The 18,266-nt window shown below is 71.6% G+C and carries 16 protein-coding genes; 8 read left to right on the top strand and 8 right to left on the bottom strand.

Features of this window, described 5'->3' with window-relative positions:
- Positions 1 to 12 precede the first annotated feature (12 nt).
- On the top strand, positions 13 to 1,173 hold the full coding sequence (alc, locus tag AC3AGO_RS22595; protein WP_487822044.1) for an allantoicase: 1,161 nt from the start codon (positions 13 to 15) through the stop codon (positions 1,171 to 1,173).
- 161 nt (positions 1,174 to 1,334) lie between these two features.
- Complete coding sequence (locus AC3AGO_RS22600; RefSeq protein ID WP_487822045.1) at positions 1,335 to 2,399, top strand: hypothetical protein; 1,065 nt, start codon at positions 1,335 to 1,337, stop codon at positions 2,397 to 2,399.
- A gap of 62 nt (positions 2,400 to 2,461) precedes the next feature.
- Here the strand turns inward: AC3AGO_RS22600 and AC3AGO_RS22605 are convergent, their stop codons facing one another.
- Positions 2,462 to 3,586, bottom strand: a complete 1,125-nt coding sequence (locus AC3AGO_RS22605; protein ID WP_487822046.1) for a serine hydrolase domain-containing protein — start codon at positions 3,584 to 3,586, stop codon at positions 2,462 to 2,464.
- An 11-nt stretch (positions 3,587 to 3,597) separates the two neighbouring features.
- Positions 3,598 to 4,533, bottom strand: a complete 936-nt coding sequence (locus AC3AGO_RS22610; RefSeq protein ID WP_487822047.1) for a DMT family transporter — start codon at positions 4,531 to 4,533, stop codon at positions 3,598 to 3,600.
- Positions 4,534 to 4,598: 65 nt separating this feature from the next.
- On the opposite strand from AC3AGO_RS22610, the gene AC3AGO_RS22615 reads away from it, so the two are divergent.
- Complete coding sequence (locus AC3AGO_RS22615; protein WP_487822048.1) at positions 4,599 to 5,498, top strand: LysR family transcriptional regulator; 900 nt, start codon at positions 4,599 to 4,601, stop codon at positions 5,496 to 5,498.
- A gap of 16 nt (positions 5,499 to 5,514) precedes the next feature.
- Here the strand turns inward: AC3AGO_RS22615 and AC3AGO_RS22620 are convergent, their stop codons facing one another.
- On the bottom strand, positions 5,515 to 7,275 hold the full coding sequence (locus tag AC3AGO_RS22620) for a TIGR03767 family metallophosphoesterase (RefSeq protein ID WP_487822049.1): 1,761 nt from the start codon (positions 7,273 to 7,275) through the stop codon (positions 5,515 to 5,517).
- Positions 7,276 to 7,506: 231 nt separating this feature from the next.
- On the opposite strand from AC3AGO_RS22620, the gene pepN reads away from it, so the two are divergent.
- Complete coding sequence (gene pepN / locus AC3AGO_RS22625; protein ID WP_487822050.1) at positions 7,507 to 10,089, top strand: aminopeptidase N; 2,583 nt, start codon at positions 7,507 to 7,509, stop codon at positions 10,087 to 10,089.
- A gap of 114 nt (positions 10,090 to 10,203) precedes the next feature.
- Here the strand turns inward: pepN and snpA are convergent, their stop codons facing one another.
- Positions 10,204 to 10,899, bottom strand: a complete 696-nt coding sequence (snpA, locus tag AC3AGO_RS22630; protein WP_487822051.1) for a snapalysin — start codon at positions 10,897 to 10,899, stop codon at positions 10,204 to 10,206.
- 269 nt (positions 10,900 to 11,168) lie between these two features.
- Between snpA and AC3AGO_RS22635 the strand changes: the two genes are divergently transcribed.
- Together AC3AGO_RS22635 and AC3AGO_RS22640 are read left to right on the top strand one after the other, a co-directional pair.
- Positions 11,169 to 12,170, top strand: coding sequence for a LysR family transcriptional regulator (locus AC3AGO_RS22635; RefSeq protein WP_487822052.1), 1,002 nt, complete (start codon positions 11,169 to 11,171; stop codon positions 12,168 to 12,170).
- A gap of 67 nt (positions 12,171 to 12,237) precedes the next feature.
- Positions 12,238 to 12,777 carry a GNAT family N-acetyltransferase gene (locus AC3AGO_RS22640; RefSeq protein WP_487822053.1) on the top strand — a complete coding sequence of 180 codons (540 nt, stop codon included), beginning with the start codon at positions 12,238 to 12,240 and terminating at the stop codon, positions 12,775 to 12,777.
- Positions 12,778 to 12,850: 73 nt separating this feature from the next.
- On the opposite strand, the gene AC3AGO_RS22645 is transcribed toward AC3AGO_RS22640, so the two are convergent.
- The 3 genes from AC3AGO_RS22645 to AC3AGO_RS22655 form a co-directional block, all read right to left on the bottom strand.
- The gene (locus AC3AGO_RS22645) at positions 12,851 to 13,660 is read right to left on the bottom strand and encodes an Fpg/Nei family DNA glycosylase (protein ID WP_487822054.1); all 810 of its coding nucleotides are present in this window, start codon (positions 13,658 to 13,660) and stop codon (positions 12,851 to 12,853) included.
- Between the two features lie 7 nt (positions 13,661 to 13,667).
- Complete coding sequence (locus tag AC3AGO_RS22650) at positions 13,668 to 14,156, bottom strand: ribose-5-phosphate isomerase (protein WP_487822055.1); 489 nt, start codon at positions 14,154 to 14,156, stop codon at positions 13,668 to 13,670.
- A 92-nt stretch (positions 14,157 to 14,248) separates the two neighbouring features.
- A complete protein-coding gene (locus tag AC3AGO_RS22655) occupies positions 14,249 to 14,860 on the bottom strand; it encodes a biotin transporter BioY (RefSeq protein WP_487822056.1) in 612 nt (203 codons plus the stop codon).
- 322 nt (positions 14,861 to 15,182) lie between these two features.
- Here AC3AGO_RS22655 and AC3AGO_RS22660 point away from each other — a divergent pair, with 322 nt between their 5' ends.
- Positions 15,183 to 16,631: an amino acid permease gene (locus tag AC3AGO_RS22660; protein ID WP_487822057.1), complete on the top strand. Its 1,449-nt coding sequence runs from the start codon at positions 15,183 to 15,185 to the stop codon at positions 16,629 to 16,631.
- A 137-nt stretch (positions 16,632 to 16,768) separates the two neighbouring features.
- Positions 16,769 to 17,410, top strand: a complete 642-nt coding sequence (locus tag AC3AGO_RS22665; RefSeq protein WP_487822058.1) for a superoxide dismutase — start codon at positions 16,769 to 16,771, stop codon at positions 17,408 to 17,410.
- A gap of 165 nt (positions 17,411 to 17,575) precedes the next feature.
- Here AC3AGO_RS22665 and AC3AGO_RS22670 read toward each other — a convergent pair whose 3' ends face one another.
- Positions 17,576 to 18,205, bottom strand: coding sequence for a mycothiol-dependent nitroreductase Rv2466c family protein (locus AC3AGO_RS22670; RefSeq protein ID WP_487822059.1), 630 nt, complete (start codon positions 18,203 to 18,205; stop codon positions 17,576 to 17,578).
- Positions 18,206 to 18,266 lie beyond the last annotated feature (61 nt).

Here is an 18,266-nt window from a genome sequence, read left to right on the forward strand (position 1 = left end):
GAGAGGTGACAGGTGTCCAGCAACAGCGCTTCCGAGGGCCGTTCCGGCGAGACGCCGGGCGGCCCTGACCGGGCCTATGACGCACCGCCGTACGGCGGTGGCGACCCGTACGCGGACTACCGCGGCACCACGTTCCCGTTCACCGGTCTCGTCGACCTGGCCGACCGCCGTTTCGGCGCCGGGGTGGTGGCCGCCAACGACGAGTTCTTCGCCGAGCGCGAGAACCTCCTCAAGCCGCACGCCGCCCACTTCGACCCCGCCGACTTCGGTCACAAGGGCAAGGTCATGGACGGCTGGGAGACCCGCCGCAGGCGCGGCGCGGGCGCGGAAGCCCCGCACCCCGCGGAGGGCGACCACGACTGGGCGCTGATCCGCCTCGGCGCGCCCGGCGTCATCCACGGCGTCGTCGTCGACACGGCGCACTTCCGCGGCAACTACCCGCAGCGCGTCAGCATCGAGGCGGCGGCCGTCCCCGGGACACCGAGTCCTGAGGAGCTGCTGTCCGCCGAGGTCACCTGGCACGAGCTCGTACCGCCCGCCCGTGTGCGGGGGCACGCCGCCAACGGGTTCCCCGTCGAGGACGGCAGGCGTTTCACCCACCTGCGGCTCAAGCAGCACCCCGACGGCGGGATCGCCCGGCTGCGCGTGCACGGCGAAGTGCTGCCCGATCCCGACTGGTTCGCGCTGCTCGGCACGTACGACCTGGCGTCGGTGCTCAACGGCGGCACGGTGGAGGACGCTTCGGACCGGTTCTTCTCACAGCCCGTCAACATCACGCTGCCCGGGCTGTCGCTCAAGATGGAGGACGGCTGGGAGGGCAGGCGCCGCCGCGACACGGGCCACGACTGGGTACGGCTGCGCCCGGCCGCCGAGGCGGAGCTGCGGGCCGTCGAGATCGACACCGCCAACTACAAGGGGAACGCGGCGGGTTGGGTCGCGCTGCACGGCTCGTCCGACGGCGGGCGGACCTGGCGCGAACTGCTGCCGCGTACCGCACTGCAGCCCGACACGGTGCACCGTTTCGCACTGCCGGAAGGGGCGACGGCGGACTGTGTGCGGCTCGATGTGCTGCCCGACGGCGGCATCGCCCGGCTGCGGCTGCACGGCAGTCTGACCGCGCGTGGCGACGCGGATCTGCGGGAACGATTCGCCGCGGCCTCGGACGGGGCCTGAGCTCGCGGGACGCGGGAGAGCGGTCGGACGTGTGTGACGACTGGTCCGAATGAGTGCGCGTACCACTCGAACGCCCGTACTTTAGTGCGGGGTTGTCCTGGTTCGTCGACAGGCGCGTAACAGAGGTTGGGGAGGGGGCCGGGGGCGGGCATTGGCGGATCATGACGCACAACATTCCGCTTTCGCCCCGCCCCCTCAGCGAACTCTCCGACGCCGCGCGGCAGCGCGTGCTGTCCGCCCGCACCTTGCGCGAGCACGGTGTGCCGGCGGCGACGGCCAACGAACGCTGCCGGCCCGGCGGCCCCTGGCAGATGCTGCTGCCCGGCATCTATCTGCTGCACGCGGGCCCGCCCACGAGCGAGGAACGGCTGCGGGCCGTACTGCTGTACGCGGGACGGCAGTTGATCCCCGAACAGGCGGGGCCGCACGGCGAGAGCCGGCAGGAGCCGGGGGCCGCCGCCGGAGCGGGACGGTCCGGCGGCAGGGAGGCGATGATCACGGGGCTGGCCGCGCTCGCCCTGCACGGCTTCACCGGGGCGCCGCCGCTGCGGGCCCTCGACCGGCTCGACGTGCTTGTGCCCCGCACGCGGAGGCTGCGTTCCGCGGGCTGTGCCCGCATCGTGCGGGGGCACGTGCTGCCGCAGGCAGAGGAGGTCACGGGGCTGCCGGTGGCGCCGGTGCCGCGGGCCCTCGCGGACGCGGTCGGCGATCTGACGGACGCGGTCACCGTACGGCGGCTGCTGACGGAGGCGGTGCGCGGCGGCCACTGTGAAGCGCAGGCCATCGTGCGGGAGTTGAGCCAGGAGCGGCTGCTGCACCGGCCGCACGTGGTGGACGCCGTGGACTCGCTGATCGCGGAGGGGCGGGCGATCGCGGAGGGGCGGATGTACGACATGGTGCTGCAGTACGGGCTGCCCGATCCCTGCTGGAACGTCGACCTGCGGCTGCCGGGCGGACCGCCGCTGGGCGGGGTCGACGCCTACTGGCCGGACCAGGCGGTCGCGGTGGAACTGGACACCCGCGCACCGCGGCGCAGCGAGGACGACCAGTGGTCGGAGTACGCGCGCAAGCGGGAGGCGCTGGAGGGACTGGGGCTCACCGTCGTCCATCTGACGCCCCGCAAGCTGCGCGAGGCCCCCGAGCAGCAGGCGGCCGTGATCCGTACGGCGCTGATGGCCGCGGCCGATCGGGAGCCGCCGGAGTACGTGGTGGTGCTGCCGCGCTGAGCGTGCGCGGTACGTCCCGGCGCCGGCCGCACTGTCAGCGGTGCGCCGTCGGTCGCGCACCGTCAGCCGCAGAACTCCGCGTCGACCATGGCGTGCGTGTCGCCCGCCCAGTCGCCGTTCACGTTGAACGCCGCCGTGTGCGTCCCGTCGGGCGTCGTCACGGCGACGGACTGCGACCCGAGGATCGTGCCCTCGTGTCCCAGCACCGTCGTCCCGCAGGACAGCCGCCGCTCGCTCAGGCCGAGCCCGTAGCGGTCGCCGCCCTCCGCGGGCACGGTGGTGCGCATCTCGGCGAACTGCCGTGCGGGGAGCAGCTTTCCCGTCACCAGCGCACGGAAGAACCGCATCAAGTCCTCCGTGGACGACACCATTTCGCCGGACGCGCCGGCCACCGAGGGGTTCAGCGCGGTCACGTCGTACGTGCGCGCGTGCCCGCCGGCGGCGAACAGCGTCGAGTACGCCCTGCCGTGCGGTCCGGCGATGCGCGGCGAACTGCCCGGCAGCGACGTGTCGCGCAGCTTCAGGGGGCGCACCACGCGCCGTTCGACCTCCTCCGCATAGGAGTGCCCCGTGACCCGACGGACGATCATGCCGGCCAGGACGTAGTTGGTGTTGGAGTACTCCCAGGAGCGGCCCGGCGCGAAGTCCGGCGGGTGGGCCAGCGCGATCCGTGCGAGGCCGCCGGCGGAGTGCCCGCGGAAGCGGTTCGTCATGAACTCCGGGCTGAAGTAGGCGCGCTGGAAGGCGGGGTCCCGCGTGTAGTCGTACACGCCGCTGGTGTGCCCGAGGAGCTGCCGGACGGTGACACGCCGGCCGTCGCTGCCCAGCGCGCGCGTCCGGTCCGGCAGCCAGCGCGCCACCGGGTCGTCCAGGTCCAGCCTGTGCTCGGCCTCCAGCTGCAGCAGCACGGTGGCGACGAACGGCTTGGTGAGACTGCCGATGCGGAATCTGTCCCGGGCGAGCGGCGGCCGGTCCGTACGGAGGTCGGCGACACCCGCCGAGCCCGTCCACAGTCCGCCGCCGTCCTGCGCCTGGCCCAACACTCCCGGCGCGCCGTCCTCCTGGACGGCGAGGTCCATCATGTCCTGCGCGGCCGCGTGCCCCCTGTCGTCCGCGGCGGACGAACTTATCGCAACCGTGACAAGAGCGGTGACCACCAGGGCGACGACGGTGGAGCGCACGGACATGCGACAGCACACTAGTGATCAGTACGGCTCGTGCGCCACACGACGAGCACGACCAGGACGCAACCGGCGTACTGGGTGACGGTGGGGCGTTCACCGAGAAATCCGATGCCGAACAGCAGTGCCAGTACGGGCTGCAGGAGCAGCAGCACCGACCCGGTGACCGGAGCGAGCCTGGGCAGCGCCGGGTTGATGAGCAGCCAGGCCAGCACCTGCCCGAACAGCGCCATGGGGATCAGCCAGCCCCATGCCGGCCAGCCCGGCTGGAGGTCCACACCGGTCCACAGTCCGCCCAGTACGCCGGACGACACGGCGGCCGCCAACGTGGCGGTGCACACGGGCTGTACGGGCTGCGCGGGGCGCCGTGAGCCGTCGTCAGCGGGGCGGTCGGCGCCGCCCGTTCGGATGAGGAAGAGGTAACCGGCGAACGCCACGCCCGCCGCCGTGCCGTACGCGATGCCCGCGAGAGGGTCGCTGCCCGGCTCCGGGGAGCCCAGCGCACCGCTCGCCAGGGCGACGCCCGTCAGCATGAGGGGAACGGTCAGCCAGTAGCCGCGGGACAGCCGGACACCCGACAGCACGCGCGCGAGCAGGGGATAGACGACCAGTTGGACGTTGAGCAGGACGGTGGCGATGGCGGCGCCCAGCGCCTCGATGCTCTGCGCCCAGAAGACGAAGTCCACGCCGAGCAGCAACCCCGCGGCGCAGACCGGCAGTTGCATCCGCAGCGGACGGACGCCCGTACGGCGTGCCTCGGCGTACGCGAGCGGGGCGAGGACCAGCAGCGCCAGCCCGCAGCGGAGGAACGCGGCGGTGCCGGCGTTCACGCCGGACACCTTCACCAGGGTGGCCGAGGACGAGGTGCAGGCCGAACCGAGCACCACCATCAGCGCCGGACTGCTGAAGGTTCGGCCGGCGGTCTGCTCGCGGACGGTCGCTTCGCTGGTCATGACAGCCACTCTGGCCGCCGTCACGCATAAGCAAAAGCGATGATTCGTTGCCAGTAATCGTTAGCATGGCTTGTGTGTTGCATCTCGAACGTCTCCGCGTCCTGGACGCCGTCGCGTCCCACGGCTCGCTCGCCCGCGCCGCGCAGGTCCTGCACATCACGCCGTCGGGGGTCTCGCAGCAACTGGCCCGGCTGGAGAAGGAGTCCGGACACCGGCTGCTCGAACCGCACGGCCGCGGAGTCCGGCTCACCCACGCGGGCCGGGTGCTGGCCGCGCACGCGGCGCGGGTCACCGCCGAGGCGGCCGCAGCCGAGGCCGACCTCGCCGACCTGCGCGATGAGATCCTCGGGCCGCTGCGGCTCGGCGGCGTCGGCAGCTCTCTGCGCGCCCTCCTGCCGGACGTGCTGGAACGGCTCACGGCGGCGCACCCCCGGCTGACGCCCACCCTGGTCGACGGGGAGGCCGTCGACATGGTGCCGCTGCTGCTGCGCGGCGACCTCGACCTGCTGCTCATCGAGAGCTGGTCCAACAGGCCGATGCCGCTTCCCGAAGGACTGTCCCTGCGGCCGCTCGCCGACGAGGACGTGCACCTCGCGCTGTCCGAACAGCACACGCTGGCCTCGCGGGACACCGTCGGACTGGACGAGCTGGACGGTGCGCTGTGGACGAGCTGTCCGCCGGGCACCGAGCCGTACGAGGCGCTGGTGCAGGCCGTGCGGGCCTGTGGGACGGAACCCGAAGTCCGCTACACCGTCACCGAGTTCGCGACCCAGCTGGCGCTGGTGGCGCGGAACCTCGCCGTCGCGCTGGTGCCCGGGATGGGCCAGTACCCGGCGCCGCCCGGCGTGCGCTTCCTGCCGACGGAGCCGCCCCTGCGGCGCGAGGTGCGTGCGGCCTGGCGCGGCAGTGCGGAGAGCCCTTCCGTGCGCGCCTGTGTGAACGCCCTCGCCGAGCAGGCCGGTTGACTGTCCCGCGGTGCGCTCAGGGCTTGCGCAGCAGCAGTTCGGTATTGCGGTCGTTCTTGTCGCCGTCGAGCCCCAGCCGCCTGCCCGGCATGTTGTAGGCCAGTTCGCGGTACAGGGACGCCAGACCGGGCTGTGACAGGTCGTCATAGGCCGTGCGTACCGGCGCCGATGACTCGATGAGCGTGGTGAACAGCGACAGGGTGCCGTCCCCGTTGTCCGTCAGCTCCAGCGTGCGCGCGAGCTGCGGGAAGTCGATGTGCGAGGCGGTGGAGATCTCCCAGAAGGTGTCGCGCGCCCGGATGGTGTTCTTGTGGGTGTGCCCGTTGATCCACGCCACGGCGTGCGGATTGCGCTTCAGCAGCGCCACCGCCTCGTCGCCGCCCTCCGGGGTCGTCGTGCTCGTGTGGTGGCTGAACACCAGAACGTACCGGCCTTCCCCGCGGTGCCGCTCCAACTCCCGCTCCAGCCAGGCCAGTTGCTCGGTGCCGATCCGGCCCTTGAAGTTGCCGTCCTTGCGGGTCGTGTCCAGGCTGATGCCGGCGACGTCCTCGGAGACCTCGAAGCTGTAGTACAGCTTCCCGCCGTCCAGGTGCTCCTCCCCGTAGCCGTGCCCCACGGGGCCCGCACCCGTCCAGCGCGGGTCGAGGTGCTTGCGTACGTACTCGGTCCGCGTGAACGGCGCGCGCGCCGGGTCGGGCGTCACCGAGCGCGCCTTGCCGCGCCGCGACTGCAGCAGATCGCGGAAGCCGTCGCCCGCCGGGTCGAAACCCTCCTCGACGGCGGCCCACAGCCTCTTGCCCTCCGCCTGGGAGTCGAGCTCCATGAGCTTCCTGCCGCCCACCGCGTAGTCCGAGAAGTAGCTGTCACCCATCTCGAAACAGCCGCCGGGCAGCGTGTCGTGGTTGCCGACGGTCGAGTACCACGGCAGCCCCAGACCGGGGCTGTTGACCTCGCGCAGTGCGGCCTTCAGCAGGCCGTCGATGCGGGGGAAGCCCTTCTCCTTGTCCCTGTCGCGCAGTGCGGACTCCGGCTGCCAGTACAGCTTCAGATCACTGTTCTGCACGCCCTCGTACGCGCGCGGGTCACCGGTGTTCGGGGTGACCCGGCCGCCGCTCATGGCGGTGAGGAACCACTCCAGTTCGGCCGTGCAGTTGTTGTCCGTGTTGTCGCCCGTCGTGACGACGAACGACAGCGGCGCACCGGTGACCGGGCCGCCCTTGAGTCTGTTGACGCGCTCGATCAGGGCCACGGCACCGGCCACCGAGAGCATCTCGTGCGGCCGCCATGCGCTCGGCGTCTCCGTGCGCAAGTACTCGTAGCGCAGCGGGTGCTGGACGTCCACCAGGTGCAGATCGGTGAACTGGACGAAGGACGCCAGCGCCTTGCGCTTCTCCGTCCGCTTCCCCTCGCTCGTCCGCGGAGAGGCCAGCTCGGTCCGTACGAGCCGGTCCCAGCCGGGCCCTTCGGTCAGCCGCTGGTAGCCCTCCCCGGAGCCGGCGGGCACCGAGACGGACGCGACGGTGGTGCCCTCCTGTGTCGGGATGCCCGCGGGGGCGCCGCCGAGGAGCGCGTGGGTGCCGGACGCGGTGCCCGGCCGCGCCGGCGGGCCCGCGGCGGCCGAGCCGCCCCCGAGGCCCAGTCCTGCGCCGACCCCGACGGCCGTGCCCGCGGCGGCGGTGGCCAGTACGGTGCGGCGGTCGAGTGTGCGGCCGCCGGATGACAGTTGGTGGGATCGGTCCGGTCCTGCCGGGACGTACGGGCGGCTGCTGCGGGACATGCGCGGTCTCCCCGGTGCGTACACGAAGCGTGCCGGCGGGGTGGACCCCCGCTCACCTGGATGCTTGGCAGCCGGAATGACCTGCGTCTGAACTCGGCGGGAACTCAGTACGCCGAACACCGCTCAACGCGACACCGGGGGACGAACCGGTCGACCGGCACCCACCCGGGCGCGAGTGGAAGGATGGCGGCAGCTACGACACACACTTCGGCCACGAATGGGAGATACCAGGTGCCTGGCACGAATCTGACGCGCGACGAGGCCCAGGAGCGGGCACGGCTGCTCACCGTGGACTCCTACGACATCGAACTGGATCTCAGCGGGGCGCAGGAAGGAGGGACCTTCCGCTCCGTCACCACCGTGCGCTTCGACTCCTCCGAGGCCGGTGCGGACACGTTCATCGACCTGGTGGCCCCGACCGTCCGCGAAGCCGTGCTGAACGGTGAGCAGCTCGACGTCGCCACCGCGTTCGCCGACTCGCGGATCGCACTGCCCTCCCTGCTCGCCGGGCGCAACGAACTGAAGGTGACCGCCGACTGCGCGTACACGAACACGGGGGAGGGGCTGCACCGGTTCGTCGACCCGGTCGACGAACAGGCCTACCTGTACACCCAGTTCGAGGTGCCGGACGCGCGCAGGGTGTTCGCCAGCTTCGAGCAGCCCGACCTCAAGGCGACGTTCCGGTTCACGGTGCGCGCCCCCGAGGGCTGGACGGTGATCTCCAACTCGCCGACGCCGGAGCCCAAGGACAACATCTGGAACTTCGAGCCGACGCCGCGCATCTCCAGTTACATCACCGCGCTCATCGTGGGCCCGTACCACTCGGTGCACAGCCACTGGCAGGGCACCGTGCACGGCGAGCAGCGGACCGTCCCGCTGGCGATCTACTGCCGTCCCTCGCTCGCCGAGTACCTCGACGCCGACGCGATCTTCGACACGACCCGGCAGGGCTTCGACTGGTTCCAGGAGAAGTTCGACTACCCGTACCCGTTCGCCAAGTACGACCAGCTGTTCGTGCCCGAGTTCAACGCCGGCGCGATGGAGAACGCCGGCGCGGTCACCATCCGCGACCAGTACGTGTTCCGCTCCAAGGTGACGGACGCCGCGTACGAGGGCAGGGCGGAGACCATCCTGCACGAGCTGGCGCACATGTGGTTCGGCGACCTGGTCACGATGGAGTGGTGGAACGACCTGTGGCTGAACGAGTCGTTCGCCACGTACACCTCCGTCGCCTGCCAGGCGTACGCGCCGGGCAGCCGCTGGCCGCACTCCTGGACCAGCTTCGCCAACCAGATGAAGACCTGGGCCTACCGGCAGGACCAGCTGCCCTCCACGCACCCGATCATGGCGGAGATCCGCGACCTGGACGACGTCCTCGTCAACTTCGACGGCATCACCTACGCCAAGGGCGCGAGCGTCCTCAAGCAGCTCGTCGCCTACGTCGGCATGGACGAGTTCTTCCAGGGCGTCCAGCGGTACTTCAAGCGGCACGAGTGGGGCAACACCCGCCTCACCGACCTGCTCGGCGCGCTGGAGGAGACCAGCGGGCGTGACCTGAAGACCTGGGCGAAGGCCTGGCTGCAGACCGCGGGCATCAACATCCTGCGCCCGGAGATCGTCACCGACGAGGCGGGCACCATCACGTCGTTCGCCATCCGCCAGGAGGCGCCCGCACTGCCCGCCGGCGCGACCGGTGAGCCGACTCTGCGGCCGCACCGTATCGCCGTCGGCGCGTACGAACTGGAGGACGGCAAGCTGGTCCGCAAGGACCGTTACGAGCTCGACGTCGACGGTGAACTCACCGACGTGCCGCAGCTGGTGGGCCGCAAGCGTCCCGCCGTACTGCTGCTCAACGACGACGACCTGTCGTACGCCAAGGTCCGGATGGACGCCGAGTCGCTGGCGGTCGTCACCCAGCACCTCGGCGACTTCACCGAGTCCCTGCCCCGCGCCCTGTGCTGGGCGTCCGCGTGGGACATGACCCGCGACGCCGAACTCGCCACCCGTGACTACCTCGACCTGGTGCTGTCCGGCGTCACCAAGGAGTCCGACATCGGCGTCGTGCAGACCCTGCACCGCCAGGTGAAGCTCGCCCTCGACCTGTACGCGTCGCCCGCGTGGCGCGAGACGGGCCTGCGCCGCTGGACCGAGGCGACGCTGGAGCAGCTGCGCGCCGCGGAGCCGGGCAGTGACCACCAGCTCGCCTGGGCGCGCGCCTTCGCGGCGACCGCCCGTACGGACGCGCAACTCGACCTGCTGCAGGGGCTGCTGGACGGCACCGAGAGCATCGAGGGTCTCGCGGTCGACACGGAGCTGCGCTGGTCGCTGCTGCACAGGCTGGCCGCCACCGGCCGGGCCGACGAGCCGCAGATCGCCGCCGAGCTGGAGCGCGACAACACGGCGGCGGGCGAGCGGCACGCCGCGTCCGCGCGCGCGGCACGGCCGACCGCCGAGGCGAAGGCGGAGGCGTGGGCGCAGGTCGTCGAGAGCGACAGCCTGCCGAACGCGGTGCAGGAGGCCGTCATCGGCGGGTTCCTCCAGACCGACCAGCGGGAACTCCTCGCGCCCTACAGCGAGAAGTACTTCGCCGTGGTCAAGAGCATCTGGGAGCAGCGCAGCCACGAGATGTCCCAGCAGATCATCGTCGGCCTGTACCCGACGCTGCAGGTCGGCCGGGGCACCCTGGACGCCACCGACGCGTGGCTGGCGTCCGCCGAACCGAGCGCCGCACTGCGCCGCATGGTGACCGAGTCCCGTGCCGGCGTGGAGCGCGCCCTGCGCGCGCAGGAGGCGGACACGGCCGCCGCGGTCTGATCTCCGCCCGTGTGCGGGCGGGCCGACGGTCTGCCCGCACACGGACATGTGGGCCCCGGCTGCCGCTGCCGGGGCCCACATGCGTGTGGGGGGTGTGCGTGTGCTGTCAGGCCGTCAGCGGGCGCCGTTCAGCAGGCCGTTGGCCCACAGCTGGTCGACCCGTGTGCGTTCGGCGGCGTTCGGCTGGTCGTTCGTGCAGGACGGTCCGGGGCCGCCGCCGGACATCAGCTCCTCGCAGGGGCCCGAGTAGTTGTCCGGCAGTCCCAGCACATGGCCCGTCTCGTGGGCGACGACCCGCTCGGCGTCGTACTCCTGGTTCTGCTTGTAGTCGAGGAATATGTAGCCGTTGCCGTGCCCGTCGGTCGACGCGTACGAGCCGCGCGAGTCGTCGCCCTCGCGGTACTCGAAGCTGGGGCTGCTGCCCTCCTTCAGCTCCACGTTCTCCTCGGCGGCGTTCCACACCGACGTGCTGTTGGCTATCTGGCTCTTGAACGTGGGCGCCTTGCTCGCGTCGTACGTGACCGTCACCTGCTGGATGCCGGGCTGTGCCGCCTGCTTCTCGCGGGCGTCGGCCAGAACGGCCTTCATGAACGCCTCGGTCGCCTTCCTGTCCTCGCCCGCGTAGGAGCCGTGTGAGCCCTTCGCGGTGAATCCGGCGCGCACGTCGGCCTGTTGTGCCTGTACCTGTGTGGCCTTCTGGCCGGCGGGCGGGGCCGCCGACGTGGTGAGTGAACCGGCCGCGCCCAGTCCCAGAGCGGCCGCGAGACCGAACGCCGAGGCCGCTGTGAGGGCCGTTTTACGGTGTCGCATGTGGGGGTCTCCTTCTCCTCAGTGACACCGGCGGCCGCTCCGCTGTGGGGGAGGCCGGAGCGGCCGCCGGAGTCTGCTGCGGGAGAGTCTGTGGGAGCCCTGTGCGCCGCGTGATGATGCCAACTCCCGATAGGACGGGGCTATCCCCGGCTGTCACCGCTGTCCCCGGTTCTCCCGGCTGTCCCCGAGGAGACGGGGCTCCCGCGCGCGTGAGTCCTCGGTACGCGGGGTCTGGATGGCATGCCCACGTCCGGCTATGCTCCGCGACCGTGGAGCTCGAAGTGAGGCACCTCCGCGCCCTGTGCGCCATCGCCGACGCGGGCAGCGTGCACAAGGCGGCCCGTCAACTGGGCATGACCCAGCCCTCCTTGACCACCCAGCTCCGACGCATCGAGCAGACCATCGGCGGTCAGCTCTTCTCCCGCGAACGCACGGGCGCACGGCCCACGCCGCTGGGCCGCTCCGTCCTCAGCCGCGCCCGCCCCCTGGTGGCCGAGATGTCGGCCCTCGTCACCGAGGCCAGGGACGCGGCCGGGCAAACCTGTGACACCGGACGCCGCATCCGGCTGGGCAGTACGGGCAGCCGCGCCGTACCCGGCTGGCTGCGCCGCCTCCGCGCACGCTTCCCGGAGACCGACACCACCATCCAGATGGACGTCTCCGCCAACACACTGCTGCGCATGCTCGCGGCAAACCAGTTGGACGCCGTCTTCGTCCACGAGGTCGAAGGGGCGCCGCTGCACTGTCCGGACGGCATCGAGCAGCGTGTACTCGTCGCGCGCGAACCACAGTTCGTCGCCCTGCCCGCGCACCATCCTGCCGCCGCACTGTCCGAACTGCGGCTGTCCGACCTGGCCTCCGACCGCTGGATGGTCGACCCCGCGGTCGACGGTGACTCGGCCGGACTGCGGCGGGTCTTCGCCGAGGAGGGGCTCGCCCCGCGCGTGGTGTACGGCGACTACCTCGCCGCCGGCGACCTCGTGGCGGGCGGCGAAGTGGTCACCCCCTGCCAGCCCACGTCCCGGCCCCGCCCCGGCATGACCATCCGCCCCCTGCGCGGCGACCCCCTCGCCGTCCGCCTCCTCCTCGCCACCCGCCCCGGGCCGGCGCCGGAGAACGACGCGCTCTTCTCCGACCTGCGCGCCGCGTACGGGGAGGTGGCCTGGGCCAGTGACGCCTACCGCGACTGGCTGCGGGATCACCCCCACACCCTCCCGGCCCCCCTGCTGGAGCCCGTTCCGGCCCCGGCCCCGCTGCCCGCCCCGGCCTGAGGCCGCGGAGCGGGCGTCGCCGCGGCGTCCGGAGGGCGCGCGTGCGGTCAGGTCTACGATGCGGCGCATGACCGGAGTTCGTGTTCAGGTTGTGCATTCCGCCGAGCTGGGTGACGGGGACCGCCGTGTGGCCCGTTCGGTGCTGGAGGAGGCGTTCGAGGGGGACTTCGGGGCGGAGGACTGGGCGCACTCGCTCGGCGGCATGCACGCGCTCGCGTGGGACGGCACCGTACTCGCCGGTCACGCGGCCGTCGTACAGCGGCAGTTGGTGCACGAGGGGCGCGCGCTGCGTACCGGGTACGTGGAGGGGGTCGGCGTGCGGGCGGACATGCGCCGGCGCGGGATCGCCTCGGCGATGATGGCCGAGCTGGAACGGGTCGTGCGCGGCGCGTACGAACTGGGCGCGCTCTCCGCCTCGGAGGAGGCGGAGGCGTTCTACGCGGGCCGCGGCTGGCAGCTCTGGCAAGGCCCCACCTGGGCGCTGACCCTCCAGGGCGTGGTCCGTACCGCGGAGGAGGACGGCGGAGTGATGGTGCTGCCCGTGGCGTCGGGGATCCGGCCGAGCGGCTCCCTCATCTGCGACTACCGCGAGGGCGACCTCTGGTGAGAACCCCGAACGACCGCCGGGCCCGCACCCCGCGAGCCCCGCACTCCGCAAGGCCCGTCAACACCCCGCCCCCTCAGCCCCGTTGGCAGCCGGGGCACCAGAAGAGGTTGCGGGCCGCCAGTTCCGCTGTGCGGATGTCCGTGCCGCACACGTGGCAGGGGCGGGCCGCGCGGCGGTACACGTAGACCTCGCCGCCGTGGTCGTCGACGCGGGGCGGGCGGCCCATGGCCTCCGGCGTGTGCTCGGGGCGCACGGTGTCGATGCGGTTCAGGCGCACGCCCTCCCGCATCAGCAGGACCAGGTCCGCCCAGATCGCGTCCCATTCGGACCGCGTCAGGTCCCGTCCCGCCCGGTACGGGTCGATGCCGTGCCGGAAGAGGACCTCCGCGCGGTAGACGTTGCCGACACCGGCGACGATCTTCTGGTCCATCAGCAGCGCCGCGACCGTCGTACGGCTCCGCGAGACGCGCTCCCACGCACGGCCGGGCTCCGCGTCGGCCCGCAGCGGGTCGGGGCCGAGCCGGTCCCGTACCGCTTCCCGTTCCGCGTCCGTGATCAGCTCGCAGCGCGTCGGCCCGCGCAGATCCGCGTACCCCTCGTCGGTGGCGAGGCGCAGCCGTATCTGCCCCACGGGAGCGGGCGCGGCACCCTCGCCGAAGCCGAACTTGCCGTACAGGCCCAGGTGTACGTGCACCCAGCCGACCGGGCCGAAGCCGAGGAAGAGGTGCTTGCCGTGCGCCTCGGCGCCGGTCAGGGGCTGTCCGTCGATCAGCGCGGCGCCGTCGGAGAACTTGCCCTGCGGGCTGGAGGCACGCACGGACCGGCCGCCGAACCACTCCTCGTGGTCGGCGGCCAGTCTGTGGATGGTGTGCCCCTCGGGCATTCCCCGGTCAGTCCTGCTGCGGGTGGTGCGCGGGCACGGGGGGCAGCTGGCCGGTCGCCTCGTAGACGGACAGCATGTCGATGCGGCGCACGTGCCGCTCGCCGCCCGAGAAGGGCGTGTTCAGGAAGGTCTCGACGAACTTCACGGCCTCGTCGGTCGTGTGCATGCGCGACCCGACGCTGACGACGTTGGCGTTGTTGTGCTCGCGGCCGAGCGCCGCGGTCTCCTCGCTCCAGGCCAGCGCGCAGCGCACGCCCTTGACCTTGTTCGCGGCCATCTGCTCGCCGTTGCCGGAGCCGCCGATGACGATGCCCAGCGCCTCGTTGTCCGACGCGGTGCGCTCGGCGGCGCGCAGGCAGAACGGCGGATAGTCGTCTTCGGCGTCGTAGATGTGCGGGCCGCAGTCGACGGGTTCGTGGCCCGCCGCCTTCAGCCAGTCGACGAGGTGGTTCTTGAGTTCATAACCGGCATGATCGGAGCCGAGGTACACGCGCATGGGGCCGAGTCTATGACGCGTGGCCGCGGCCCCGGCGCGCGGCCGGGACCACGGCGCGGACGCGTGTCCGCCGGGCTGTCGTACGCCGGGCGTCAGCCGCGGCGGCCGGCCAGCTTCCAGGCCGTCGGCAGCGCGCCCATCGCCAGTGCCGCCTTGAGCACATCGCCCACGAGGAACGGCACCAGGCCCGCCGCGAGGGTCTCGCTCACCGACATGCCGGTGACGAGCGCGAGATAGGGGAGACCCACGGCGTACGTCGCGGCCATGCCGGCCACCATCGTCCCGGCCGTCCGCGCGACGCTCCGGTCGCCGCCGCGCCGGGCGAGCCCGCCGACGACCACGGCGGTCAGCAGCATGCCCAGCACGTAGCCGAACGAGGGCGCGGCCACGCCGGAACCGCCCTCGGCGAACCACGGCATCCCGGCCACGCCGGCGATCGCGTAGACCGCCATCGAGAGCAGGCCGCGGCGGGCGCCGAGGCCGGCGCCGACGAGCAGCGCGGCGAAGCTCTGCCCGGTCACCGGCACGGGGGAGCCCGGGACGGGGAGGGCTATCTGCGCGGCGATGCCGGTGAGGGCGGCGCCGCCGGCGACCAGCGCGATGTCGCGGGTGCGCGCGCGGGCGGCGGAGCTTGCGGCCGGCAGCAGGTCCGCCAGCACGGCGCCGGTGCGCGGCGCGGCTGCGGGGGACGTGAGGGCGCTCATCAGGGCGACTCCCTGTCATGCGTCGTGGTTGCGGGGACTGTTCGACGCTATACGAGGCCCGGGGCAGTGGCGGCGTGAGTTTGGCGACAAAGACCCCGCCGGCCTCTCGTGGAACCCGGACATGCCCGGCCGAACGCGCTGTGTGAGCATGCCGTCCGTATGCCGGAACGTTATGCCCGGCTATTGAAGTGACACGGGGCGGCTGCCGAGACTGATGTGAGCACTACAGCACCTGTGGTGAGTGCCGCAGCATCCGTCACGGGCACCACGGCAGCACCACAGCACCTGTCCCCCTCTCCATCCCACCAGGAAACGGCCTCTCATGACGCGCACAGAGCTGTCCGACGCGCCTCCTCCTCAGGAGCCACCGAGCAACGACTCCGGCACGAACGGGAACGCGCTCTCGCACGGCCTGAAACAGCGTCACCTCTCCATGATCGCGCTGGGCGGCGTGATCGGCGCCGGCCTGTTCGTGGGCTCCGGTGAGGGCATCGCCAAGGCGGGGCCGGGCATCGTGCTCGCGTACGCCGCCTCCGGGCTGCTGGTCATGCTCGTGATGCGGATGCTCGGCGAGATGTCAGCGGCGAACCCGGCGTCGGGTTCCTTCTCCGTGCACGCGGAGCGGGCGATGGGCAAGTGGGCCGGTTTCACCGCCGGATGGATCTACTGGGTGCTGCTGTGCGTCGCCATCGCGACCGAGGCGACCGCGGCGGCGGACATCCTGACGACGTGGATGCCGCAGACCGACAAATGGATGTGGGTCCTGCTCAGCATGGCGCTGTTCTGCGGCTCCAACCTGATCGCGGTGAAGAACTTCGGTGAGTCGGAGTTCTGGTTCGCGTCGCTGAAGGTCTTCGCCATCACCGCGTTCCTGGTGCTGGGCGTGCTCGCCATCATCGGCGTGCTGCCGGGCGCCGAGGCGCCGGGCGTCAGCAACCTGACCGGCGAGGGCGGCTTCCTGCCGAACGGCGCGAACGGTCTCGTACTCGGCCTGCTCGCCTCGGTGTTCGCGTACGGCGGCCTGGAGACGGTGACCATCGCCGCGGCCGAGTCGGAGAACCCGGTGAAGAGCGTCGCCAAGGCGGTGCGCACCGCGGTGTGGCGGATCGCCGTCTTCTACGTCGGCTCGATGCTGGTGATCGTCACGCTGATCCCGTGGGACGACAAGTCCGTGGCGGCCGGCCCGTACGCGGCCGTCCTCGACTACCTGGGCATCCCGGCCGCCGCGCAGGTCATGAACATCGTCGTGCTGGTGGCGCTGCTCTCCGCGATGAACGCCAACATCTACGGCGCGTCCCGCATGTCGTACTCGCTGATCCAGCGCGGCGAGGGCCCGGCCTTCCTCGGGCGGGTCAGCGCGAGCGGCGTGCCGCGCTGGACGGTCGTCGCCTCCTCCTGCTTCGGCTTCTTCGCCGTGCTGCTCAACTTCTGGTGGCCGGACACCGTGTTCCAGTGGCTGCTCAACATGGTGGGCGCCGCGACCCTCGTGGTCTGGGGCTTCATCGCCGTCGCGCAGCTGATCCTGCGCCGCCGCACGGAGCGCGAGGCTCCCGAGAAGCTCGTCGTGAAGATGTGGGGCTTCCCCTGGCTGACCGGTCTGGCCATCCTCGGCATCATCGCCGTGCTGGTCATGATGCTCACCGAGAAGGACACCAGTACGCAGCTGGCGGCCACCGCGGTGCTGACCGTGGTGCTGGCGGCCGTCGGCCTGCTGCGGCAGAAGCTGGCGCCGCGACGCGCCGTGGACGAGGAGCCGACGAAGCAGGTCTGACCGGCGGTCCGGCGGATCAGGCCGGTCAACAGCCCGAGCGGGGCGGTCCCTTGAGAAGGGGCCGCCCCGCTGACGTATGTCCTCTTGCTGTTACGTTCTTCTTGCAAGTAATGTGCAATAGCGGAGGAGACAGCACAGTGCCGACGTACACGCTTCCGGAATTGCCCTACGACTACGCGGAGCTGGCCCCGGTCATCAGCCCCGAGATCATCGAGCTGCACCACGACAAGCACCACGCGGCCTATGTGAAGGGCGCGAACGACACGCTGGAGCAGCTCGCCGAGGCCCGGGACAAGGACCAGTGGGGTGCGGTCAACGGCCTGGAGAAGAACCTCGCCTTCCACCTGTCCGGCCACATCCTGCACAGCATCTACTGGCACAACATGTCGGGCGACGGCGGCGGCGAGCCGCTGGAGAAGGACGGCACGGGCGAACTGGCGGACGCCATCGCGGAGTCCTTCGGCTCGTTCGCGAAGTTCAAGGCCCAGATGACGAAGGCCTCGGCCACCACCCAGGGTTCGGGCTGGGGCGTGCTCGCCTTCGAGCCGGTCACCGGGCGGCTCATCGTCGAGCAGATCTACGACCACCAGGGCAACGTCGGCCAGGGCAGCGTGCCGATCCTGGTCTTCGACGCCTGGGAGCACGCCTTCTACCTGCAGTACAAGAACCAGAAAGTCGACTTCATCGAAGCCATGTGGCAGGTCGTCAACTGGCAGGACGTGGCCCGCCGCTACACCGCGGCGAAGCAGCGCGCCAACAACCTGCTGCTCGCGCCGTGAGGCGCTGAGCGCACGGCACCGGATCTCCCGCCCTCGTGATCGTCTTCTCACCGGTCCCCGGGCAGGCGGGAGTACAGAGGGAGGGCCCCGTACGGTCGTGACGTACGGGGCCCTCCTGCTTTGCGGAGCCCGGGGGAGCGGTGAACCGCCCGCCGGGGCCGCCGGTCAGTCGAAGACCGGGTCCTGCGTGCGCGTGCGCTTCAGTTCGAAGAAGCCCGGGGTGCTTGCGACCAGCAGCGTGCCGTCCCACAGCTTGGCGGCCGCCTCGCCCTTGGGTGCCGGGGTGACGACGGGGCCGAAGAACGCCACCTGTCCGCCGTCCGCGCCGGGCACCGCGATCACCGGGGTGCCGACCTCCTGGCCGACCAGGTCGATGCCCTCCTTGTGGGAGGCGCGCAGCCGTCCGTCGTACGCCTCGGAGTCGGCGGCGTCGGCGAGTTCGGCCGGCAGCCCGGCCTCCTCCAGCGCGGCGACGATCGTCTCGCGGGTCTTCTCCAGGCCCTGGTTGTGGAAGCGGGTGCCGAGCGCGGTGTAGAGCCGGCCCAGCACCTCGGGGCCGTGCTTCTGCTCGGCGGCGATGCACACCCGCACCGGACCCCAGGCCTTCGCCAGCAGGTCCCGGTACTCCTCGGGCAGATCGTCCAGCCGGTCCTCGTTCAGCACGGCGAGGCTCATCACGTGCCAGCGGACCTCGACGGGGCGGACCTTCTCCACCTCCAGCATCCAGCGGGAGGTCAGCCAGGCCCACGGGCACAGCGGATCGAACCAGAAGTCTGCGGGGGTCTTCTCGGCCATGGGCTTCGGTCTCCTCGGGCTCTGCGTACGTCCGGTCGGAACGGGGAACGCACAGGCCGCC

The organism is Streptomyces sp. BL1 (assembly GCF_057628045.1).